Consider the following 21070-nt stretch of genomic DNA (forward strand, 5'->3'; position numbering starts at 1 on the left):
TTGTGCGATGGGGGCCAGCCTCGCCGGGATGGCGGCCAGCCCCGCCGCGAAGGCGGGCAGGGCGGCGCACCGCAGGGCAAGCGACCGGCCCGGAGCCGCAATCGCGGCAGCGGCGGGCGGTAACGCGCGGCCCCTCGGGGCATGGTGATTGGCGTGCGGGAGCGGTTGCCCTTGGCAGCCCCCGCCGCCATATCGCCGGCTCACCCGCAACCGGAGCCGCTTCATGCCCGCAGACTACGATTACGATCTCTTCACCATCGGCGCGGGTTCGGGCGGAGTGCGCGCCAGCAGGGTTGCCGCGGCCCATGGCGCCAAGGTTGCGGTGGCCGAGGAATACCGGGTGGGCGGCACCTGCGTCATCCGCGGCTGCGTGCCCAAGAAGATGCTCGTTTACGGCGCGCATTTTGCCGAGGATCTGGAGGACGCGCGCAAGTTCGGCTGGACGCTGGGCGAATGCCGCTTCGACTGGAAGGCCTTGCGTGACAACGTACTGGCCGATGTCGACCGACTGAACGGCGCCTATACCGACACCTTGCAGAACCACGGGGTGGAAATCTTTCACGAGCGCGCCCGCATCACCGGCGAGCACGAGATCACCCTCGCCGGCGGCAGGACGGTGACGGCGCGATACATCCTCGTCGCCACCGGGGCGACGCCCCACGTGCCGGAATGCCCCGGTTCCGAACTCGGGATCACCAGCAACGAGGCGTTTCATCTCGACGATGTTCCGCGGCGCGTCCTGATCGCCGGCGGCGGCTATATCGCCAATGAATTCGCCGGCATCTTCAACCAGTTCGGCGCGCACGTCACCATCGTCAACCGCAGCGACCTGATCCTGCGCCAGTACGACGAGAGCCTGCGCGATCGGCTGCTGAAGATCAGCGTCACCAAGGGCATCGACTTTCGCTTTCACGCCGAGTTCCGCGGCATCGAGAAGACCGACGACGGGGCGCTGCGCGTGGCGATGACCGGTTACGACGACATCGAGGTCGATTGCGTCCTCTTCGCCACCGGCCGCGTTCCCAATACCGGCGGACTGGGGCTTGAGAGCATCGGGGTCGAACTGGGCGACAAGGGAGAGGTCAAGGTCGACCGCTTTTCGCGCACCAACCGCGATCACGTCTATGCGGTGGGCGATTGTACCGACCGGGTGCAGTTGACCCCGGTGGCAATCCGCGAAGGGCAGGCGTTCGCCGATACGGTGTTCGGCAACAACCCCACCACGGTCGACTACGATGCCATACCCAGCGCGGTGTTCAGCCATCCCCCGATGGCCGGGGTCGGCATGACCGAGGGCGAGGCGCGCAACAAGCTCGGCACGGTCAAGGTCTATCAATCGGATTTCCGGCCGATGAAGCACGTCCTTGCCGGGCGTAACGAGCGCAGTCTCTACAAGATGATCTGCGACGGCGATAACGACCGGATCGTCGGCCTCCACATGATCGGGCCCGAGGCGCCGGAGATCATGCAGGCCGCCGCGATCGCGGTGAAGGCGGGGCTGACCAAGGCGGACTTCGACGCCACCGTGGCCCTCCACCCGACGATGGCCGAAGAACTGGTGCTGATGCGGTAGGGACGATGGTGTCGCCGCGGCACGGATCGGGGGCGGGCATTGCACGGCAGGCAACCGGCCGTCAAAAGGACCGCCGGCGAATCAGGGGCGGGGGACGACACGGATGAACATGCTCGCATCGAACGGACAGCTGCGCGCCTCCTTGCTACGCTGGGCGCTGTTCACCGTGCCGCTGATCGTGCTGCTGGGATTCCTCTCGGGCCAGAGCGGCAGCCCCGAGAGCGCGTGGTTCCAGTCGCTCGACAAGCCGTCGACCTTCCCGCCGCCGGCAACCTTCGGGATCGTCTGGGCCATCCTCTATGTCCTGATCGGCATCGCACTGGCGCTGGTATGTGCGGCCTGGGGTGCGCGCGCCCGGCCTGCGGCACTTGTCGCTTTCGTCGTGCATTTCGCGCTCAACCTTGCCTGGACTCCGACATTCTTCGGTGCCCAGCAACTGACCTGGGGGCTGATCGTCATCCTGCTGGTCGACGTGACCTTGGTGATCGTGATCGCGCTGTTCTGGAAGGTGCGGCGTATCGCGGGTATGCTGCTGCTGCCCTATCTTGCCTGGGTCCTGTTCGCGAGCGTGCTGAACTGGCAGTTCCTGCAGCTCAACCCCGAGGCCGATGGCGGACTGCCGGGCGGCGCGACGGAGCGGGTTCGGATCGGCTGAAGCAGGCTGGACAAACCCCTGCCGCGCGCCCATCTGCCTCGTCATGCAGAGCCAGAACCCGCTGATCGCCGATTTCGTCAAGCTTGCCAACGCCGCCGCCGGGACATTCGCCGGCATGACCCGTGAAGCACGCGAGGCAGCCCGCGAACGCGCCAAGGAGGCGTTCGGCGGAATGGATTTCGTCAGCCGCGAGGAATTCGACGCGGTCAAGGCGATGGCTGCCCGCGCCCGCGAAGAAACCGAACGCCTGGCCGAACGGGTCGCTGCGCTGGAGAAGCGGCCAGACGGCAAAAGCGCCAACCTTTCCGAGGTTTGAAACCCGGCACCGCTTCGCCCGTTGGGCTGGCGAAAGGTGCCCTGTCATGTTCACGCAGCTCGATCCGACGATACCCCTTCACGTGCTTGGCAAGGGGGACGGATATGCAATCGGTATCATCGATTACGGGCAGGAACATAACCTGCTGTGGATCACCGCGATGGACGAAACCGGTGAAATCTGGTGTGCGCCCAATCCCACAGTCCGGATGCAGAAGAACTGGTCGATGGGCCGCGCACAGAGCCCCGCGGTCGCAGCCTCGCTGCGCCAGTCCGATCCGGCTCATGACGGGAGCGGGGTTTCCACCGCCGCCGCTTGACGCGGACCGCAGCTGACGATGCATCTGCGCGCGCCAGCCATCGTTCTTGCCGCCCGGGCGCATGGCGAAACGGCGGTCATCGCGCGGCTGCTGACTGCCGAGCACGGGGTCGTCGCCGGCTACGTGGCTGGCGGGCGCGGCCGGAACCTTCGCCCGGTGGTGATACCTGGCAATCTCGTCGAGGCGGAGGTCCGCGCGCGCAGCGACAGCCAGTTGCCCTTCGCCCGGCTGGAACTGGTGCGCAGCCGCGGTCCGTGGCTGGCGGAGCCGCTGCCCGCCGCCGCCATCGCCTGGGTCTGCGCGCTGACCGCCTCGGCTCTGCCTGAACGCAATCCCTATCCCGCCCTCCACGCCGCGCTCGGCGGACTGCTCGACGCGATCTGCACCGCTCCTTCGGCGCGCGGATGGGTTCCGGCGCTCGCCTCGTACGAGGTGCTGATGCTGCGCGAGCTGGGCTATGGCGGCAACCGGCCCGCCATCGCCGGCCTGGCCGAGGCGATGTCCTTGCTCGACCGGATCGGCCCGGCGATCCAGCGCCACCTGCTGGGCGATGCCCGGGCCGATATCTACGCCGCGCGCACCCTGCTGCGCGAACGGCTGCAACGCATTGGCGGGTGAGGCAAGTCGGCTGTTTGCATGTTGCTAACCATCTCTTGAGATTTCGCCGCTAAGCGGCAAGGGCGATGGACATGACGCCCTCCCTGCAACCGCGCACTGATAGCAAGCCTGCCACCGCCGGCGGACCCGAGCTTGCCATCGTGCTGCCGACCCTGAACGAACGCGACAATCTCGCACCGCTGGTCGAGCGGATCGAGAACGCGCTCGGCCCGGCGGGGTGGGAAGTGCTGATCGTCGACGACGATTCCAGGGACGGTACGGCGGATGAGGCGCGCCGCCTCTCGCGCACGGACCCGCGGGTGCGGGTCATCCAGCGGATCGGCCGCCGCGGCCTGTCGAGCGCGGCGATCGAAGGCTTCTGCGCCACCGCGGCGCCCTATGTCGCGGTGATGGACGCCGATCACCAGCACGATCCGCTGCTGTTGGTCGACATGCTGGCCGCCGTCCGCGGGGGGGAGGCAGAGGTCGCCGTCGCCAGCCGGTTTGCCGATGGTGCGAGCATGGCGGACTGGAACCGCCCCGACCGCGAGAAGCTGTCCAATCTCGCCAACACCCTGGCGCGCAAGCTGACCGGGGTGGACCTGTCCGATCCGATGAGCGGGTTCTTCCTGCTGCCCACCGCCACCGCCCGGGCACTGGCCCCGCGGCTTTCGGGCATCGGGTTCAAGATCCTGCTCGATCTGCTTGCCACCGCCGATACGCCGCTGCGGGTAAAGGACTTTCCGATGAACTTCTCCGCCCGCCGGTCCGGCGAATCAAAGCTCGATCGGGCGATCGCGCTCGATTTCCTGGCCGGCCTCTACGACAAGAGCTTCGGCCGCATCATTCCCACCCGGTTCGCCCTGTTCGGCACGGTCGGCGCGCTGGGCGTGCTGGTGCACATGGCGATCCTCTATGGTCTGATCCTCACCGTGGGGACGGCCTTCAGCTGGAGCCAGGCGATCGCGACCTTCGGGGCGATGACGTTCAACTTCTGGCTCAACAACTGGCTGACCTATCGCGACAAGCGGCTGGATACGCCGGATCGGCTGTTCTGGGGGTGGGTCAGCTTCATCGTCGCGTGCTCGATCGGTGCCTTCGCCAATGTCGCGGTCGCCACCACGATGCACGATGCCGGCTTTCATACCTTCCCCGCGGCACTCGTCGGGATCGCGATCGGCTCGGTCTGGAACTATGCGCTGTCGAGCCGCTTCGTCTGGGGCCGTTACTAGGCGTCAGCGCCAGCCGGGCAACCACGTCCACAGCGCGAACGCACCTTTGGTGGGGAGGGGCAGGGCGCTGAGGATCGGAAAGAACAGCACGAACAGGGCCACGCTGGCGGCAAGCGTCCAGCCGCTGGTACGGCGCCACCCGGCACGCCGCAGATCGTCCAGCGCCAGGGCGAGGGCGCCGAGCAGGAACAGCCCCGGCAAGGCATAATGATAGTAGAACTGGATCGGCTTGGCGGCGATGATCCACATTCCCAGACTCGCCGCATACAGCACCGCCGCCGCCCCGTGCGCCGGCTGATGACGGATCAGGCCCTGCCATGCACACCACAGGACCGCGGGCAGCCCCAGCCACATCGTCAGCGGGTTGCCGAGGAAGACTACCCCGCGCTGAGCCCCGTCGACGTTCTCGTACAGGAACCAGATCGCGCGGGTATTGAGCACCCATTGCGACCAGGTCGACTGGTAGGGGTGCGGCTTTCGCACCTGCTCCTGCAATTCGAGCATGAAGCGGTGATGCTCGATCAGTCCGCCCGGGATGGCATCATGGGCATAGAACCAGCCGGGCAGGAAAGTCGCCGCATAGGTGAGCAGGGGAACGACGCCGAGCCATACCGCAGCCTCGATCAGGGTCATTCCCGGTACCGGCATCCCCCGCCGGCTGAACAGGAGGTTGCGCCTGCCGGCGAGAAACCGCAGCACCAGGAAGGCGATGCCGGGCAGGACGACGAGCGGGATGGCGTTCCACTTCGCCCCGATCGCCAGCCCCAGCGCGACCCCGGCGGCGGCAAGGCGGACGCGGCCGCGTTCCGGTTCGCGCATCGCGGCTGCGATCTGCCAGTAGGCCAGCGCCACCGCCGCCAGCATGAAGATGTCGAGCATCGCGATGCGTGACAGCACGAACAGATGAAAGCCGCTGGCGATCAGAACGCCGCAGGCGATCGTGGCATAGCGACTGGCCGAAGCGAACCACATCGCCCGCATCGCGCCATAAAGGGTCAGCATCCCGGCGAGCGACGGGAGCAACCGCCAGCCCCACGCATTGTCGCCGAGCAGCCCGATCGACAGGGCCAGCAGTTCCTTGCCGAACAACGGATGCTCGCGATTGGCGAAGCGGTCGAGCGCGAGCAGCTCGCGCGCGGCGGGAATGTAGTGGATCTCGTCGAAATAATCGGCCGAGGGGACTGCGAGGTTCGCCAGCAGCAGGCCCCAGAAGGCCAGGGCCAGACCCGCGCACCACAGCCGGGGATCACGATCATGCACAGGCGGGCGGGGCATCGGCGCGGGTGCTTAGGCGAGGGGCCGATGCGAAACAACAGGCTTTGCTTGCCACGCCCGCACAGCGTTCCTAAGCGACCGGGTTCATGAAGAGAACCACCGGCACCGACCGTTCGCAGACCACCCGCTGGCGTCCCGCAACCCAGGCGATCCGCGGCGGCACCTGGCGCAGCGAGCATGGCGAGACCAGCGAGGCGCTGTTCCTGACCTCGGGCTACACCTACGACGATGCGACGACGGTGGCCGACCGGTTCGCCGGCACCGCCGAAGGCATGACCTATTCGCGGTTGCAGAACCCCACCGTCGCCATGCTGGAGGAGCGGATCGCGCTGCTCGAGGGTGCGGAGGCGTGCCGCGCCCAGGCCAGCGGAATGGCGGCGATGACGGCGGCGCTGTTGTGCCAGCTGTCTGCCGGGGATCACGTGGTCGGCGCGCGGGCGGCATTCGGATCGTGCCGCTGGCTGCTCGACAGCCTGCTGCCGCGCTTCGGGATCGAGACGACGATCGTCGACAGCGCCGACAATGACGCATGGGCCGCTGCGATACGGCCGAACACCCGGGTGTTTTTCTTCGAGACGCCGGCTAACCCGACGCTGGATATCGTCGACATGGCGCATGTCTGCGGGCTGGCGCGGGCGCACGGTATCGTCACCGTGGTCGACAACGCCTTTGCCACCAGCGCGCTTCAGCGGCCGATGGATTTCGGGGCCGATGTCGTCGCCTACAGCGCGACCAAGCTGATGGACGGGCAGGGCCGGGTGCTGGCGGGCGCGGTCTGCGGCTCGAAGGAGTGGATCGAGGAGGCGCTGCTCCCTTTTCAGCGCAACACCGGGCCCAACCTTTCGCCCTTCAACGCCTGGGTTGTGCTCAAGGGTCTGGAAACGCTGGACCTGCGGTCGCGGCAGCAGAGCGAGAATGCGTTGGAAGTCGGCCGCTTCATCGAGAAGCGGGTCGAACGGATGCGCCATCCCGGTTTGCCCAGCCATCCCCGGCATGAGCTGGCGATGCGGCAGATGTCGGCAGCGGGTCCGATCTTCGCCTTCGACCTGCGCGACCGCGCCGCCGCCTTCGCTCTGCTCGACGCGCTCGAGCTTATCGATATCTCCAACAATATCGGCGACGCGCGCACCTTGATGTGCCATCCGGCCAGTACCACCCATGCCGCAATGAGCACCGATGCGCGCGAGGAAATGGGCATCACCGAAGGCTTGCTCCGCATCAACGTCGGGCTCGAGGATGTGGAAGACCTGAAGGACGACCTCGACCGGGCGCTGACGGCTGCCGGGCTTTAGCGCGCTTCGTCGCGCCCATGTCGAAAAGCGCGCTCCCGGCCCTTGCGCGCGGGGGCGGGGAAACTAGGTTGGGGGCGTGATCAAGGGACTGTTCCAGCACAACGCCATGACCGACGGGATCACCGTGCGGGTCGCAGTCAATTACCTGCCCGAACAGTCGCAGCCCGAAGCGGGCAAGTGGTTCTGGGTCTATCACATCCGGATCGAGAACGCCTCGCACGAAACGGTGCGGCTGATGCTGCGGCACTGGCGCATCACCGATGGCCGCGGGATGGTCGCCCATGTCGATGGAGAGGGCGTCATCGGCGAACAGCCGCAGCTGCGCCCCGGGCAGAGCCACGATTACGTCTCGGGCTGCCCGCTCGAAACTCCGTTCGGATCGATGGAGGGGTTCTACACCTTCCACCGCGAGGACGGATCGCCGTTCGAAGTGAGGATCCCGTTCTTCCCGCTCGCCGCACCGGCAACTGCCGACTAGCGATTCAGTTCGGCGAGCGGTCGCTAGGTTCCAGCGAAATGATGTCCACCCCCGGCTCGCGCCCGGTCCACGATGCCAGCGCCGCCAGCTCCTTGCGCACGGGCTGCGTGATCAGCTTCTCGCGGCTGCGATCGACCGCCAGGGTCAGCCGACCGTCTTCGAGGCGCAGTTGGCTGCGGGTAAGCGGCACCTGCGATCCGGCGCCCAACCGACGGGCCAGCCGGAAGCCAAGACCCCATGCGACACCGTCGCGCAGGCTATCCTTGCTCGCCAGCTTGTCGAGCATCTCCGGCCAGACGGTCCGGCCGAGACTGCCATAGAGTGCGGCGCAGATCACTGCGCGTCCCGCGGGGTCGAGCGCGATCCAGCGCTTGTCGAGCGACCATTCCTCTGCGTGGCGGGCGCGCAGATTGGGCTCGACCCTTTGCAACGCCGCGGAAAGATGCGCCGCCGCCAATCGCAGCCGCTCTGCCGCGGGCGGCGCGGCCGCGGCAAGGTCGGCTGTCCATCCGGCGAGCCGGGTCGCATCGATCAGCGTAGCATCGCGCGGCTCGGCGAAGGCCTGCACCCCGGCCAGCAGTGGGTCGAGCCGCCTTTGCAGCGGGCTGAGCCCGGCAAAGAGGAGACCCTCGCGCAGGCCCCAGCTCGAAAAGATCAGCTTGCGCGGGGCAAGCCGCCCGATCAGGCGCCGCAGCAGGGCGGCGGAATCGGGCAGATAGGCGGCCCGCATTGGCGATAGACCGGCATTTTCCAGTTCGCCCGGGCGAGTCTGTGACAGCCGCTTGGCCAGTCGCTCCGCCGCGGCGGCGGGAAGGCGGAAGCCGTGCGGATCGGACAGGGGATAGGCCGCCTCGCGCATGGCGAAATCGGCCAGCGCACGCCATGTGCCGCCGATCATGTAGAGCGGCTGGCCGCCATCGCCATCCCATCCGCCGGCATCGAACGCTTCGTCGAAAGTCCGCCCGAACCGCCCCTGGCTGCGCAGGCCGGGGAGACGCAGCGTGCCGAAGGGGAGGCTGGTCGGCTGCCCGGTGTCCCCGTTCGCGATCCGCACCAGTTCGAGGCTGCCGCCGCCAAGATCGACCGCGATACCATCGGCATTGGGGAAGGCGCCGATCACCCCCAGCGCGGCGGCCAGCGCCTCCTCCTCGCCCGACAGCAGCCGCGGCGCGAGGCCCAGCCGCTCTACTTGTTCGAGGAAGGCCTGCCCATTGGTCGCATCGCGCGAGGCGGCGGTGGAGACCGTTTGCACATCGGCGATCCCGCGATCGTCCAGCAGCAGCTTGTAACGGGCAAGCGCCCGCAAGGCTTCCTGTGCAGCGTCCTCGGGAATAGCCCCGCTGGCCTGAAGGTCTCGGCCAAGCCGGGCGACGACCTTCTCGTTCCAGATCACTTCGGGCGCGCGGCGCGGTCCGTCGTAGATGACGAGGCGAACGGTATTCGATCCGATATCGATCACCGCTCGCGCGGATTGTCTTGCACGGCGGCTCCGGCGCGGGGTCAAGTTCCGGCATCCTTCAGCGCCAGACGCGGCACCTCTTCACGGTGCAGCGCCGATCCGCGACCCGATAGCGAAGGGTTGGCCATGAAATAGTCATGACAGTTGAAGCCGCCTTCGCCCCGGCGCATCCGGAGGTACTGTCCATCCGGTCCGAGCGACCAGCTCTGTTCGGTGTCGAGGATATTGGCCAGCATGACCTGGCCGAGGACCTGATCGTGCACGGTCTTGTTGGTGATCGGCACCATGACCTCCACCCGGCGGGAAAGGTTGCGGCCCATGGCATCGGCACTGGAGAGAAAGACCCTGGCCTGCCGGCTGGGCAGAGCCTTGCCGTTGGCGAAGGCCCACAGGCGCGCATGCTCAAGGAAGCGGCCGATGATCGATTTGACGCTGATGTTCTCGCTCAGGCCCGGCACGCCCGCCCGCAGCGAACAGATGCCGCGCACCACCATGTTGATCTGCACCCCGGCCGCGCTGGCCTCGTAAAGCTTGTCGATCATCAGGCGGTCGGTAATCGAATTGACCTTGATCCAGATGCCGGCAGGCTTGCCCGCGCGGGCATTGGCGATCTCGCTGTCGATGAGGGAAAACAACCGCTCGCGCAGGTCGAGCGGGGAGATGGCGATCGCTTCGAGATCCTGCGGTTCGATATAGCCGGTAATGAAATTGAACATCCGCGCAGCATCCCGGCCCAGCGCCGCATCGGCCGTGAAGAAGCTGAGGTCGGTGTAGATCTTCGCGTTGGTCGGGTGATAATTGCCGGTGCCGAAATGGCAGTAGGTGCGGTACCCTTCCTCCTCGCGCCGGACCACGAGGCTGACCTTGGCGTGTGTCTTCCATTCGGTGAAGCCATAGATCACCTGCACCCCGGCGCGTTCGAGTTCGCTTGCCCAGCGGATGTTGCGTTCCTCGTCGAACCGCGCCTTGAGCTCGACCACCGCGGTCACCGCCTTGCCGTTCTGAGCCGCCTCAATCAGCGCCGCGATTACCGGCGACTGGTCGCCTGCACGGTAGAGGGTCTGCTTGATCGAGACTACGGCGGGATCGGTTGCGGCCTGATGGAGGAAGTCGACCACCACCTCGAAGCTTTCGTAGGGGTGATGAATTACCATGTCCTTCTCGCGGATGGCGGAGAAGCAATCGCCATCGTGCGCCAGCACCCGTTCGGGATAGCGGGGGGAGAACGGCTTGAACTTGAGATCGGGCCGGGCTTCCCCGCAGATCGCGCCGAGATCGCGGATGCCCAGCATCCCGGCGCTCTTGACGATCATCGCGGCATCGACCTCGAACTGTTCGCGCAGCAGCGCCTCGGCGGCGGGATCGCAATCCTCGTCGAGCTCGAGCAGCACGACCCGCCCGCGGCGCCGGCGCTGGATCGCGGTGCGGAAGTAGCGGACGAGGTCTTCGGCGTCTTCCTCCACCTCGATGTCGCTGTCTCGCAGCACGCGGAAGATCCCGTCACCCAGGATCCGAAAGCCCGGGAACAGCTGACTGGCGAACGCGACGATCAGCTGTTCGATGGCGACGAAGATCGCCTGATCCCCCGGCAGCCGGACGAAGCGCGGGGCCCCGCTCGGGATCAGCACCATTTCGACCAGATCGGGCTGGCGCCGGCCTCGCTTGAGCCGGAACAGCACCCCCATGCCGCCATTGCCGACGAATGGAAAGGGATGCGAGGGATCGATGGCCTGCGGGGTGATCAGCGGCACGATGTCGGTGGTGAAATACTCTTCCAGCCAGCTGCGTCGCTGGGCGGAAAGTTCGCTCACCCGGCCGATCAGGATGCCCTCGTCGGCAAGCTGCGCCCGCAAGGTTTCGAGACTGGCCTGCTGGCGCTTCTCGACTGCCTGCAACTGGGCGCGGATCGCCTCGAGCTGCTGATGGGGGGGCAGGCCGTCTATCCCCGGGGTCTCGATCCCGCGCAGCACCTGACCTTCGAGCCCGGCGACCCGAACGGTCGTGAACTCGTCGAGATTGCTGCCCGAGATCGACAGGAAGCGCAGCCGTTCGAGCAAGGGATAGCTTTCGTTCTCGCTTTCGGCGAGGACGCGCCGATTGAAGCTAAGCCAGCTGAGCTCGCGGTTGACGTAGCGTGCGCCCGATGCCGCAGGCGGTTTAACCGCAGCGGCAGGCGTGACCGGAGGGGCGGTGTCAGCGGGCATCGCGGCGGATGCCTTCGAAGGCGGTGCAGAACATCGGCTTGCCATATGACCATAGCGCGGCTGCGCGCCAGCCGTTCCTGCGCGCCGTACCGCCGGGGGAGAGCCTTGACCGGGTCGCTCGCGAAGCGTAAGGGCGCGCCTATCCGATGCCGGATTCGCGTCCGGCCCGGCCAGATAGAGCTGAACATTGCCGGTGATGTCCCAAGGGCCAGCTGCCATTCGCAGCATGGCTCTTGTCTATTGGAACAGGTTCGACCTGTTTGGGGCAACCGTCAAAGTAACCCGGTGGCCAGGCTTTTCGGGTGGAGTGTTTCAGGCTCGCGCAGACAGTTCGCAAGGGGTGCCGGTAAGGCGCTCCCGGCCCGGTTTGCCGCGATCCGGAACATCGCCCGTCCTGCCAGTCGTCACCGCCACACGGTGAAGAGAAAGAAGTCTATGCCGACGATCAACCAGCTGGTCCGCAAGGGCCGCGAACCGCAGAAGGCCAAGTCCAAGGTCCCTGCGATGGAGCAGAACCCGCAGAAGCGCGGCGTCTGCACCCGCGTCTACACGACGACGCCGAAGAAGCCGAACTCGGCACTGCGCAAGGTGGCCAAGGTGCGCCTGACCAACCAGCGCGAAGTCATCAGCTACATCCCGGGCGAAGGCCACAACCTGCAGGAGCACAGCGTGGTGCTGATCCGCGGCGGCCGTGTGCGCGACCTTCCGGGCGTGCGCTATCACGTGCTGCGCGGCGTCCTCGATACGCAGGGCGTCAAGGATCGCAAGCAGAGCCGCTCCAAGTATGGGGCGAAGCGTCCGAAGTAAGGTTTCCCGGCGGACCGAGCGGGCGCATGGCGCCGCCGCCGCCTGACAAGAAGGAAGTTTCCGATGTCACGTCGTCGTCGTCCCGAGAAGCGGGAAATCCTGCCCGATCCCAAGTTCGGGGATTTGGTGCTGTCGAAGTTCATGAACAACCTCATGCTCGACGGTAAGAAGGCCGTTGCCGAGAAGATCGTCTATGGCGCGCTCGACACGGTCGAGCAGAAGTCGAAGGGCAACCCGGTCGAGGTGTTCCACACCGCGCTCGACAACATCAAGCCGCAGGTCGAGGTGCGCAGCCGCCGCGTCGGCGGTGCGACCTATCAGGTGCCGGTCGAGGTCCGTCCCGAGCGTGCCCAGGCGCTGGCCATTCGCTGGATGATCACCGCGGCGCGCGGGCGTCCCGAAACCACCATGGCCGCCCGTCTTTCGGGCGAGCTGATGGATGCGGCCAACAACCGCGGCAATGCGGTCAAGAAGCGCGAAGACACTCACCGCATGGCGGATGCCAACCGCGCCTTCAGCCACTACCGCTGGTAGGGCGCGTCTTCAAACCGTCGTCTTTGTGACCATATGGGAGGGCGCCGCAAGCTGCGCCCCCCCGACTACCCCGAGGAATTCTTCATGGCCCGCGAATATCCGCTGGAGCGGTACCGTAATTTCGGCATCATGGCCCACATCGATGCCGGCAAGACCACCACGACCGAACGCATCCTGTTCTACACCGGCAAGTCCTACAAGATCGGCGAAGTCCATGACGGCGCCGCGACCATGGACTGGATGGAGCAGGAGCAGGAGCGCGGGATCACGATCACCTCGGCCGCCACGACGACCTTCTGGAAGGCTGACGACGGCGAAGGCCCCGAACACCGCTTCAACATCATCGACACGCCCGGCCACGTCGACTTCACCATCGAGGTCGAGCGCAGCCTGCGCGTGCTCGACGGTGCGATCGCGGCGTTCGACGGCGTCGCCGGGGTCGAGCCGCAGTCGGAAACCGTATGGCGTCAGGCTGAAAAGTATGGCGTTCCGCGGATGTGCTACATCAACAAGCTCGATCGCACCGGCGCCGATTTTTACTATTGCGTGCAGACGATCATCGATCGTCTCGGTGCCACGCCGGCGGTGCTGTACCTCCCGATCGGGGCCGAGGGGAGCTTCAAGGGCCTCGTCGATCTGGTGAACAATCGCGGGATCGTGTGGCATGACGAAAGCCTCGGCGCGAAGTTCGATTATGTCGAGATTCCGGCCGACATGGTGGACAAGGCGGCGGAATATCGCGAACGTCTGATCGAGCTTGCCGTCGAGCAGGACGACGAGGCGATGGAAGCCTATCTCGAAGGGACCGAACCCGACACCGCCACGCTCAAGCGCCTCATCCGCAAGGGCACCCTCAACCAGAGCTTCGTGCCGGTCACCTGCGGGTCCTCGTTCAAGAACAAGGGCGTCCAGCCGCTGCTCGATGCGGTGGTTGACTACCTGCCGAGCCCGCTCGACGTGCCGGCCATCAAGGGCGTGCTGCCCGACAGCGACCAGGAGGACGAGCGTCCGTCGAGCGACGACGCGCCGTTCAGCGCGCTGGCGTTCAAGATCATGAACGACCCGTTCGTGGGCTCGCTGACCTTCACCCGCATCTACTCGGGCAAGCTGACCAAGGGCCAGGTGCTCAACAGCGTGAAGGACAAGAAGGAAAAGATCGGCCGCATGCTGCTGATGCATTCCAACAACCGCGAAGACATCGAGGAAGCCTTCGCCGGCGACATCGTCGCGCTCGCCGGGATGAAGGACACGACCACCGGCGATACGCTGTGCGATCCGGCGAACCCGATCATCCTTGAACGGATGGAGTTCCCGGAACCCGTCATTGAGCTGTCGGTCGAACCCAAGACCAAGGCCGACCAGGAGAAGATGGGTATCGCCCTCAACCGGCTGGCGCAGGAAGACCCGAGCTTCCGCGTGTCGACCGATCACGAGAGCGGGCAGACGATCATCAAGGGCATGGGCGAGCTTCACCTCGACAGTCTCGTCGATCGCATGAAGCGCGAGTTCAAGGTCGAGGCCAACGTCGGTGCGCCGCAGGTGGCCTACCGCGAATACCTCGCGAAGAACGTCGACGTCGACTACACCCACAAGAAGCAGTCGGGTGGTTCGGGCCAGTTCGGCCGGGTGAAGGTCAGGGTCGAGCCGGGCGAGCGCGGTCAGGGTTTCGTCTTCCAGGACGAAATCAAGGGCGGCAACATCCCCAAGGAGTACATCCCGGCGATCGAGAAGGGCTTCCGCGAGCAGGCCGAGAGCGGCTACCTCGTCGGCTTCCCGATCATCGACTTCACCGTCACCCTCTATGACGGTGCGTACCACGACGTCGACTCGAGCGCGATCGCGTTCGAAATCGCCGGCCGCGGTGCGATGCGCGAGGTGGCAAGCAAGTCGGGGATCAAGCTGCTCGAGCCGATCATGAAGGTCGAAGTGGTGACGCCGGAGGATTACCTCGGCGACGTCATCGGCGACATCAACTCGCGGCGCGGGCAGATCCAAGGCACCGACAGCCGGGGCAATGCCCAGGCGGTCGAGGCGATGGTGCCGCTCGCGAACATGTTCGGCTACGTCAACGAACTGCGCTCGTTCACGCAAGGCCGCGCGCAGTACACGATGCAGTTCAGCCATTATGACGAGGTCCCGGCGAACGTCGCGGCCGAGGTCAAGGAGAAGCTTGCCTAAGCAGGCTGTCACGTCTAGGGGCGGCGCCTGATTGCGCGGGCGCCGTTTCCTCCCCGCATAAATCCCGTATTCAAACAGAGGTTATTGGAAAATGGCGAAGGAAAAATTCGAGCGTAACAAGCCGCACGTCAACGTCGGCACGATTGGCCACGTCGACCACGGCAAGACCACGCTCACCGCGGCGATCACCAAGGTGCAGGGTGCAGCCGTCGATTTCGCGAACATCGACAAGGCCCCGGAAGAGCGTGAGCGCGGCATCACGATCTCGACCGCGCACGTCGAGTACGAGACCGATGCCCGTCACTACGCGCACGTCGACTGCCCCGGCCACGCCGACTACGTCAAGAACATGATCACCGGCGCGGCCCAGATGGACGGCGCGATCCTGGTTGTGAACGCCGCCGACGGCCCGATGCCGCAGACCCGCGAACACATCCTGCTCGCCCGTCAGGTCGGCGTGCCGCAGCTGGTCGTGTTCCTGAACAAGGTCGATCAGGTCGATGACGAGGAAATCCTCGAGCTGGTCGAACTCGAAGTCCGCGAACTGCTCAGCTCGTACGATTTCGACGGCGACAACATCCCGATCGTCAAGGGTTCGGCCCTGGCCGCGCTCGAAGGGCGTGATCCGGAAATCGGCGAGAACGCCATCAAGGAACTGATGAAGGCGGTCGACGAGTACATCCCGACCCCGGATCGTCCGAACGACAAGCCGATCCAGATGCCGATCGAAGACGTGTTCTCGATCTCGGGCCGCGGCACCGTCGTCACCGGCCGTGTCGAGACCGGCATCGTCAACGTCGGCGACGAAGTCGAGATCGTCGGCATCAAGGACACCGCCAAGACGACCGTCACCGGCGTCGAGATGTTCCGCAAGCTGCTCGACCGCGGCGAGGCGGGCGACAACATCGGTGCGCTGATCCGCGGCGTCGCGCGCGAAGACGTCGAGCGTGGACAGGTCCTTGCGAAGCCCGGTTCGGTTACGCCGCACACCGAGTTCAGCGCCGAGGTCTACGTCCTGTCGAAGGACGAGGGCGGGCGTCACACGCCGTTCTTCGCCAACTATCGTCCGCAGTTCTACTTCCGCACGACCGACGTGACCGGCGAAGTGATCCTTCCCGAAGGCACCGAGATGGTCATGCCGGGCGACAACGTGACGATCAACGTCAAGCTGATCGCGCCGATCGCCATGGACGAAGGTCTGCGTTTCGCCATCCGTGAAGGCGGCCGGACCGTCGGCTCGGGCGTCGTGGCTTCGATCTCGAAGTAATCGGCTGACGCACCTTCGTGGTGCGGACGCTGGCCAGGACCCGCCCCCTTCGCCGGGGGCGGGTCTTTGCATTTGTTGGGTTCTACAGGCGCGGAAACGCTCGTTCAGGGCCCGGACGAATTAGCGCATAACGGGGGTTGTCAGGCCCGCACCTGCCCCTTATACGCGCGCCATCCGGCAGGGATTCGTCGCTGCCACACGAAATTCTGGAAAGGCTGCCCGTACCGGGTCACCGGGCATTGCAGGGCGGGCCTTTCTTTTTGTTCGCGGATCAGTCGCTGGTTCGCTTTTGCTCTTTCGCATCGGTGCAGGACATGGAAGCTCAGAATATTCGCATTCGCCTCAAGGCGTTCGACCATCGCGTTCTCGATCAGGCGACTGGTGAGATCGCTGAAACCGCCCGGCGTACCGGCGCGCTTATTCGCGGCCCCATTCCCATGCCGACGCGTATCGAGAAGTTCACCGTCAACCGCGGCCCGCACATCGACAAGAAGTCGCGCGAGCAGTTCGAGGTGCGTACCTACAAGCGGCTGCTCGATATCGTGCAGCCCAACGCCCAGACGGTCGATGCGCTGATGAAGCTCGATCTGTCGGCTGGCGTCAACGTCGAGATCAAGCTGGCGTAAGCCGGCTGCCCGCCTGCCCCGCACGGGGCGGTGCGGATGTTGCGAAGCCCGCCGCGGCTGGTGCAACACGGGATACCGCCGGATCTGATCCGGGTCTGCGTCCCCCGTCTCGCTTCCCCTCCCCGGAGGGGCTGCAATTTGGCCCGGACGGGGCGATGCATCACTGAAACGGGCCAAGCACGCACCCGGGATGGGCCCGGGTGCCTCTGTTGAGGAGTTCAGACGATGCGCACAGGCGTTATCGCAAGGAAAGTCGGGATGACCCGCCTCTTCCAGGAGGACGGGCGGCACGTGCCGGTGACCGTTCTCGCGCTGGAAGATTGCCAGGTTACCGCCCACCGTACCGCTGATCGCGACGGCTATTATGGCGTCCAGGTCGGCTCGGGAGCGGCCAAGCAGAAGAACGTCAACAAGCCGCAGCGCGAAGCTTTCGCCAAGGCCGAAGTCGCGTTGAAGATGAAGGTCGCGGAATTCCGCGTCGACACCGAAGAGGCTTTGCTGCCGGTCGGTGCGTTCATCTCGGCCGAACATTTCATCGCCGGCCAGAAGGTCGACATCACCGGTCACACGCAGGGCAAGGGCTTTGCCGGCGCCATGAAGCGCTGGGGCTTCGGCGGTCTTCGTGCCTCGCACGGTGTTTCGCTCTCGCACCGCTCGCACGGGTCGACGGGTAATCGTCAGGACCCGGGCCGCGTGTTCAAGGGCAAGAAGATGGCCGGCCACATGGGCGACCGTCAGCGCACGCAGCAGAACCTCGAGATCGTCCGCACCGATGCCGATCGCGGCCTGCTGTTCGTCAAGGGTTCCGTCCCGGGTGCGAAGAACGCTTGGCTGCTCGTCCGCGATGCGGTCAAGATCGCCCCGGCTGACGAGTTGCCGTTCCCGGGCGTCATGCGCCGGAACCAGGATCAGTTCGAGCACGAGGAGGCGGCTCCCGGCATGGTCGAGTCCGCTGCCGAGCATGAGGTGAACCCGGAGGTTTCCATCGAGGAGCAGGAGCGTCTGCTGACCGAACAGGAAGCCGGCGCCGACACCGACACCGACACCACCACCGATACGTCCGAGACCGACAACGGTTCGGGCGAGAACAAGGAGGGCTGATCCCGTGAAGGTGAAGGTCCAGAAAATCGACGGTAGCGAGATTTCGGGGGCAGACGCCGATATCGAGCTCAACGACGAGGTCTTCGGTGTCGCGCCGCGTGCCGACATCCTCCACCGTGTCGTCACGTGGCAGCTCGAGAACCGCCGCGGCACCGCCCGCCCGACTCGCGAGCGTTCGGACGTGGCCCGCACGGGCAAGAAGTTCGGCCGCCAGAAAGGTGGCGGCACCGCTCGTCACGGCGACCGCGCAGCTCCGATCTTCATCGGCGGCGGCAAGGCTCATGGTGCGCGCAAGCGTGATTTCGAGCAGTCGCTCAACAAGAAGGTCCGCGCGCTCGGTCTGAAGATGGCGCTGTCCAGCAAGGCGAAGGACGGCCTCGTGATCGTCGACAGCCTCGATCTGGCCGACGCGAAGACGAAGGTCCTCAAGGGCCATCTCGACAAGGCGGGCTGGGGTCGCAAGGTCCTAGTTATCGATGGCGACAGCGTCAACGAGGGCTTCCGCAAGGCTGCCGGCAACCTGGTGGGGATCAACGTCCTCCCGGCGCGCGGGGCGAATGTTTACGACATCCTGAAGCATGATACGCTGGTCCTGACGCGGGACGCGGTGGAAAAGCTGGAGGGCCGCTTCAATGGCTAAGAAGCAGACCGGCGCGATCGATGCGCGGCATTACGATGTCGTGCTGGCGCCGCACATCACCGAAAAGTCGACCCTGGCGAGCGAGCACAATGCCGTGGTCTTCAAGGTAGCCGGAACCGCGACCAAACCGCAGATCAAGGAGGCTGTCGAGGCCATCTTCGATCGCAAGGTTGCCGCGGTCAACACCATCGTGGTGAAGGGCAAGACCAAGCGCTGGAAGGGCAAGCCCTACCGTCGCAGCGACGAGAAAAAGGCGATCGTGACGCTGGCCCAGGGCCAGGATCCGATCGACGTGACAGAGGGTGTGAACTGATCCGATGGCACTCAAGAACTACAAACCGACGAGCCCGGCACGCCGTGGTCTCATCCTGGTCGACAAGTCTGGCCTCTACAAGGGCAAGCCCGTCAAGGCGCTGACCGAAGGCAAGCGCAAGACCGGTGGCCGTAACAACAAGGGTCACGTCACCTCGCGCGGCATGGCCGGCGGCCACAAGCAGAAGTACCGCTACGTCGATTTCAAGCGGCGCAAGTGGGACGTCGAAGGCACGGTCGAACGGCTCGAGTACGATCCCAATCGCACCGCCTTCATCGCGCTGGTTCGCTATGCCGATGACGAACTGGTCTATATCCTGGCGCCGCAGCGTCTGGCCGTTGGTGACAAGGTCGTGGCGGGCGAGCGGGTCGACACCAAGCCCGGCAACGCCATGCTGCTCGGCCAGATGCCGGTCGGCACGATCTGCCACAACGTCGAGATGAAGCCGGGCAAGGGCGGTCAGATCGCTCGTGCAGCGGGCTCGTACGTCCAGCTCGTCGGCCGCGATCGCGGCATGGTCATCGTGCGTCTCAACAGCGGCGAGCAGCGTTACCTGCGCGCCGACTGCATGGGCACGGTTGGCGCTGTGTCGAACCCCGACAACCAGAACCAGAACTTCGGCAAGGCCGGGCGCAAGCGCTGGATGGGCGTCAAGCCGCTCACTCGCGGTGTGGCGAAGAACCCGGTCGATCACCCGCACGGCGGTGGTGAAGGCCGGACCTCCGGCGGTCGCCATCCGGTGACCCCGTGGGGCAAGCCGACCAAGGGTGCGCGTACCCGCCACAACAAGCAGACGGACAAGATGATCATCCGTTCGCGCCACGCCAAGAAGAAGAGGTAACCGGACATGGCACGTTCCGTCTGGAAAGGTCCGTTCGTCGAACTCAGCCTTCTGAAGAAGGCGCAGGACGCACAGGATGCAAGCAACGCCAAGCCGATCAGGACCTGGTCGCGCCGCAGCACGATCCTGCCCGACTTCGTCGGCCTGACGTTCAACGTCTACAACGGCCACAAATTCATTCCCGTGTCCGTCTCGGAAGAGATGGTCGGCCACAAGCTCGGCGAGTTCGCGCCGACCCGCACGTTCCCGGGTCACGCCGCCGACAAGAAGGGCAAGCGCTGATGAGCAAGCAGAAAGCACCCCGCCGCGTGGGCGACAACGAGGCGCTGGCCGTGGGCACGACCATCCGTGGTTCGGCCCAGAAGCTGAACCTCGTCGCCGCCCTGATCCGCGGCAAGAAGGCCGAGGAAGCGCTCAACATCCTCGCTTTCTCCAAGCGCGCGATGGCCAAGGACGCGACCAAGGTGCTCGCCTCGGCGATCGCCAATGCGGAGAACAACCACAACCTCGACGTCGATGCGCTCGTGGTCGCGGAAGCCTCGGTCGGCAAGTCGGTGACCATGAAGCGCTTCCACACCCGCGGTCGCGGCAAGAGCACGCGCATCCTCAAGCCGTTCAGCCGGCTGCGCATCGTCGTTCGCGAGCAGGAAGAGGCGTAAGATGGGCCAGAAGAGCAATCCGATCGGTCTGCGCCTGCAGATCAACCGCACCTGGGACAGCCGCTGGTACGCCGAAGGGCGCGACTATGCCAAGCTGCTCAGTGAAGACATCGAACTGCGCAAGTACATCGTCGAGACCATGCCCCAGGCAGCGATCTCGAAGGTGGTGATCGAGCGTCCGGCCAAGCTGTGCCGCATCTCGATCTATGCTGCGCGCCCGGGCGTCATCATCGGCAAGAAGGGTGCGGACATCGAGAAGCTGCGCGCCAAGCTCGCCACCATGACGGCGAGCGAGGTGAAGCTCAACATCGTCGAGATCCGCAAGCCGGAAGTCGATGCCAAGCTCGTTGCCCAGGGCATCGCCGATCAGCTGATCCGCCGCGTCGCGTTCCGCCGGGCGATGAAGCGGGCGATGCAGTCGGCCATGCGGCTTGGTGCGGAAGGCATCAAGATCGTCTGCGGCGGTCGTCTGGGCGGGGCGGAAATCGCTCGCGTCGAGCAGTACCGCGAAGGCCGCGTGCCGCTGCACACGCTGCGCGCCAATATCGACTATGCCGAAGCCGAGGCGCTGACCGCCTATGGCATCATCGGCATCAAGGTGTGGGTCTTCAAGGGCGAGATTCTCGGCCATGATCCGACCGCGCAGGATCGTCTGATGATGGAATCGCAGACCTCCGGCGTGCGTCCGGCCCGTTGATTGCAGG

23 protein-coding genes are annotated in these 21070 nt (G+C 65.6%); 20 read left to right on the forward strand and 3 right to left on the reverse strand.

The window, feature by feature from the left end:
• The first annotated feature begins 223 nt into the window (after window positions 1–223).
• From gor to ACHFFA_RS10040, 6 genes are all read left to right on the forward strand, one after another.
• Window positions 224–1573 (forward strand): glutathione-disulfide reductase, encoded by a 1350-nt coding sequence (gene gor, locus ACHFFA_RS10015; RefSeq protein ID WP_394270705.1) that lies wholly within the window; start codon window positions 224–226, stop codon window positions 1571–1573.
• Window positions 1574–1676: 103 nt separating this feature from the next.
• A complete protein-coding gene (locus ACHFFA_RS10020; RefSeq protein WP_394270706.1) occupies window positions 1677–2228 on the forward strand; it encodes a TspO/MBR family protein in 552 nt (183 codons plus the stop codon).
• Window positions 2229–2271: 43 nt separating this feature from the next.
• Window positions 2272–2544 (forward strand): accessory factor UbiK family protein, encoded by a 273-nt coding sequence (locus ACHFFA_RS10025; protein WP_394270707.1) that lies wholly within the window; start codon window positions 2272–2274, stop codon window positions 2542–2544.
• Window positions 2545–2590: 46 nt separating this feature from the next.
• The gene (locus ACHFFA_RS10030) at window positions 2591–2863 is read left to right on the forward strand and encodes a hypothetical protein (protein WP_394270708.1); all 273 of its coding nucleotides are present in this window, start codon (window positions 2591–2593) and stop codon (window positions 2861–2863) included.
• An 18-nt stretch (window positions 2864–2881) separates the two neighbouring features.
• On the forward strand, window positions 2882–3481 hold the full coding sequence (locus ACHFFA_RS10035) for a DNA repair protein RecO (RefSeq protein ID WP_394270709.1): 600 nt from the start codon (window positions 2882–2884) through the stop codon (window positions 3479–3481).
• Between the two features lie 71 nt (window positions 3482–3552).
• The gene (locus tag ACHFFA_RS10040) at window positions 3553–4692 is read left to right on the forward strand and encodes a glycosyltransferase (protein WP_394270710.1); all 1140 of its coding nucleotides are present in this window, start codon (window positions 3553–3555) and stop codon (window positions 4690–4692) included.
• Window positions 4693–4695: 3 nt separating this feature from the next.
• On the opposite strand, the gene ACHFFA_RS10045 is transcribed toward ACHFFA_RS10040, so the two are convergent.
• Window positions 4696–5967 carry a phospholipid carrier-dependent glycosyltransferase gene (locus ACHFFA_RS10045; protein ID WP_394270711.1) on the reverse strand — a complete coding sequence of 424 codons (1272 nt, stop codon included), beginning with the start codon at window positions 5965–5967 and terminating at the stop codon, window positions 4696–4698.
• An 86-nt stretch (window positions 5968–6053) separates the two neighbouring features.
• Here ACHFFA_RS10045 and metZ point away from each other — a divergent pair, with 86 nt between their 5' ends.
• Together metZ and apaG are read left to right on the forward strand one after the other, a co-directional pair.
• The gene (metZ, locus tag ACHFFA_RS10050; RefSeq protein ID WP_394270712.1) at window positions 6054–7259 is read left to right on the forward strand and encodes an O-succinylhomoserine sulfhydrylase; all 1206 of its coding nucleotides are present in this window, start codon (window positions 6054–6056) and stop codon (window positions 7257–7259) included.
• Between the two features lie 79 nt (window positions 7260–7338).
• A complete protein-coding gene (gene apaG / locus ACHFFA_RS10055; RefSeq protein WP_394270762.1) occupies window positions 7339–7737 on the forward strand; it encodes a Co2+/Mg2+ efflux protein ApaG in 399 nt (132 codons plus the stop codon).
• A gap of 4 nt (window positions 7738–7741) precedes the next feature.
• Here apaG and ACHFFA_RS10060 read toward each other — a convergent pair whose 3' ends face one another.
• Together ACHFFA_RS10060 and ACHFFA_RS10065 are read right to left on the reverse strand one after the other, a co-directional pair.
• The gene (locus ACHFFA_RS10060; RefSeq protein ID WP_394270713.1) at window positions 7742–9241 is read right to left on the reverse strand and encodes a Ppx/GppA family phosphatase; all 1500 of its coding nucleotides are present in this window, start codon (window positions 9239–9241) and stop codon (window positions 7742–7744) included.
• Window positions 9238–11400, reverse strand: coding sequence for an RNA degradosome polyphosphate kinase (locus ACHFFA_RS10065; protein ID WP_394270714.1), 2163 nt, complete (start codon window positions 11398–11400; stop codon window positions 9238–9240). The genes ACHFFA_RS10060 and ACHFFA_RS10065 overlap by 4 nt, the downstream gene beginning before the upstream one ends.
• A 435-nt stretch (window positions 11401–11835) precedes the next feature.
• On the opposite strand from ACHFFA_RS10065, the gene rpsL reads away from it, so the two are divergent.
• The 12 genes from rpsL (at window position 11836) to rpsC (ending at window position 21063) form a co-directional block, all read left to right on the forward strand.
• Window positions 11836–12207 (forward strand): 30S ribosomal protein S12, encoded by a 372-nt coding sequence (gene rpsL, locus ACHFFA_RS10070; protein ID WP_019831557.1) that lies wholly within the window; start codon window positions 11836–11838, stop codon window positions 12205–12207.
• A gap of 63 nt (window positions 12208–12270) precedes the next feature.
• Window positions 12271–12741 (forward strand): 30S ribosomal protein S7, encoded by a 471-nt coding sequence (rpsG, locus tag ACHFFA_RS10075; RefSeq protein WP_394270715.1) that lies wholly within the window; start codon window positions 12271–12273, stop codon window positions 12739–12741.
• 84 nt (window positions 12742–12825) lie between these two features.
• Window positions 12826–14919: an elongation factor G gene (fusA, locus tag ACHFFA_RS10080; RefSeq protein WP_394270716.1), complete on the forward strand. Its 2094-nt coding sequence runs from the start codon at window positions 12826–12828 to the stop codon at window positions 14917–14919.
• 91 nt (window positions 14920–15010) lie between these two features.
• Window positions 15011–16186, forward strand: a complete 1176-nt coding sequence (gene tuf, locus ACHFFA_RS10085; RefSeq protein WP_394270717.1) for an elongation factor Tu — start codon at window positions 15011–15013, stop codon at window positions 16184–16186.
• A gap of 314 nt (window positions 16187–16500) precedes the next feature.
• Window positions 16501–16812: a 30S ribosomal protein S10 gene (gene rpsJ, locus ACHFFA_RS10090; protein WP_394270718.1), complete on the forward strand. Its 312-nt coding sequence runs from the start codon at window positions 16501–16503 to the stop codon at window positions 16810–16812.
• A 225-nt stretch (window positions 16813–17037) separates the two neighbouring features.
• Window positions 17038–17913: a 50S ribosomal protein L3 gene (gene rplC / locus ACHFFA_RS10095; RefSeq protein WP_394270719.1), complete on the forward strand. Its 876-nt coding sequence runs from the start codon at window positions 17038–17040 to the stop codon at window positions 17911–17913.
• Between the two features lie 4 nt (window positions 17914–17917).
• Window positions 17918–18553, forward strand: coding sequence for a 50S ribosomal protein L4 (gene rplD, locus ACHFFA_RS10100; RefSeq protein WP_394270720.1), 636 nt, complete (start codon window positions 17918–17920; stop codon window positions 18551–18553).
• Window positions 18546–18866 (forward strand): 50S ribosomal protein L23, encoded by a 321-nt coding sequence (locus ACHFFA_RS10105; protein ID WP_394270721.1) that lies wholly within the window; start codon window positions 18546–18548, stop codon window positions 18864–18866. The genes rplD and ACHFFA_RS10105 overlap by 8 nt, the downstream gene beginning before the upstream one ends.
• A gap of 4 nt (window positions 18867–18870) precedes the next feature.
• Window positions 18871–19707 carry a 50S ribosomal protein L2 gene (gene rplB, locus ACHFFA_RS10110; protein WP_394270722.1) on the forward strand — a complete coding sequence of 279 codons (837 nt, stop codon included), beginning with the start codon at window positions 18871–18873 and terminating at the stop codon, window positions 19705–19707.
• A gap of 6 nt (window positions 19708–19713) precedes the next feature.
• The gene (gene rpsS / locus ACHFFA_RS10115; protein WP_394270723.1) at window positions 19714–19989 is read left to right on the forward strand and encodes a 30S ribosomal protein S19; all 276 of its coding nucleotides are present in this window, start codon (window positions 19714–19716) and stop codon (window positions 19987–19989) included.
• Window positions 19989–20366 carry a 50S ribosomal protein L22 gene (gene rplV / locus ACHFFA_RS10120; protein WP_394270724.1) on the forward strand — a complete coding sequence of 126 codons (378 nt, stop codon included), beginning with the start codon at window positions 19989–19991 and terminating at the stop codon, window positions 20364–20366. Before rpsS ends, rplV begins: the two co-directional genes overlap by 1 nt.
• 1 nt (window position 20367) lies before the next feature.
• Complete coding sequence (gene rpsC, locus ACHFFA_RS10125; RefSeq protein ID WP_394270725.1) at window positions 20368–21063, forward strand: 30S ribosomal protein S3; 696 nt, start codon at window positions 20368–20370, stop codon at window positions 21061–21063.
• Window positions 21064–21070 lie beyond the last annotated feature (7 nt).

This window comes from Qipengyuania sp. (assembly GCF_043423005.1).
In the GTDB taxonomy this organism is placed as follows: Bacteria; Pseudomonadota; Alphaproteobacteria; order Sphingomonadales; family Sphingomonadaceae; genus Qipengyuania.

Coding starts and splice junctions, on each gene's coding strand:
- rplV (WP_394270724.1), top strand. CDS start 19,989: ATGAGCAAGCAGAAAGCACCCCGCCGCGTGGGCGACAACGAGGCGCTG.
- metZ (WP_394270712.1), top strand. CDS start 6,054: ATGAAGAGAACCACCGGCACCGACCGTTCGCAGACCACCCGCTGGCGT.
- ACHFFA_RS10020 (WP_394270706.1), top strand. CDS start 1,677: ATGAACATGCTCGCATCGAACGGACAGCTGCGCGCCTCCTTGCTACGC.
- rpsG (WP_394270715.1), top strand. CDS start 12,271: ATGTCACGTCGTCGTCGTCCCGAGAAGCGGGAAATCCTGCCCGATCCC.
- rpsC (WP_394270725.1), top strand. CDS start 20,368: ATGGGCCAGAAGAGCAATCCGATCGGTCTGCGCCTGCAGATCAACCGC.
- rpsL (WP_019831557.1), top strand. CDS start 11,836: ATGCCGACGATCAACCAGCTGGTCCGCAAGGGCCGCGAACCGCAGAAG.
- tuf (WP_394270717.1), top strand. CDS start 15,011: ATGGCGAAGGAAAAATTCGAGCGTAACAAGCCGCACGTCAACGTCGGC.
- rplC (WP_394270719.1), top strand. CDS start 17,038: ATGCGCACAGGCGTTATCGCAAGGAAAGTCGGGATGACCCGCCTCTTC.
- ACHFFA_RS10045 (WP_394270711.1), bottom strand. CDS start 5,967: ATGCCCCGCCCGCCTGTGCATGATCGTGATCCCCGGCTGTGGTGCGCG.
- ACHFFA_RS10040 (WP_394270710.1), top strand. CDS start 3,553: ATGACGCCCTCCCTGCAACCGCGCACTGATAGCAAGCCTGCCACCGCC.
- ACHFFA_RS10025 (WP_394270707.1), top strand. CDS start 2,272: ATGCAGAGCCAGAACCCGCTGATCGCCGATTTCGTCAAGCTTGCCAAC.
- ACHFFA_RS10035 (WP_394270709.1), top strand. CDS start 2,882: ATGCATCTGCGCGCGCCAGCCATCGTTCTTGCCGCCCGGGCGCATGGC.
- fusA (WP_394270716.1), top strand. CDS start 12,826: ATGGCCCGCGAATATCCGCTGGAGCGGTACCGTAATTTCGGCATCATG.
- rpsJ (WP_394270718.1), top strand. CDS start 16,501: ATGGAAGCTCAGAATATTCGCATTCGCCTCAAGGCGTTCGACCATCGC.
- rpsS (WP_394270723.1), top strand. CDS start 19,714: ATGGCACGTTCCGTCTGGAAAGGTCCGTTCGTCGAACTCAGCCTTCTG.
- ACHFFA_RS10065 (WP_394270714.1), bottom strand. CDS start 11,400: ATGCCCGCTGACACCGCCCCTCCGGTCACGCCTGCCGCTGCGGTTAAA.
- ACHFFA_RS10030 (WP_394270708.1), top strand. CDS start 2,591: ATGTTCACGCAGCTCGATCCGACGATACCCCTTCACGTGCTTGGCAAG.
- rplB (WP_394270722.1), top strand. CDS start 18,871: ATGGCACTCAAGAACTACAAACCGACGAGCCCGGCACGCCGTGGTCTC.
- ACHFFA_RS10105 (WP_394270721.1), top strand. CDS start 18,546: ATGGCTAAGAAGCAGACCGGCGCGATCGATGCGCGGCATTACGATGTC.
- gor (WP_394270705.1), top strand. CDS start 224: ATGCCCGCAGACTACGATTACGATCTCTTCACCATCGGCGCGGGTTCG.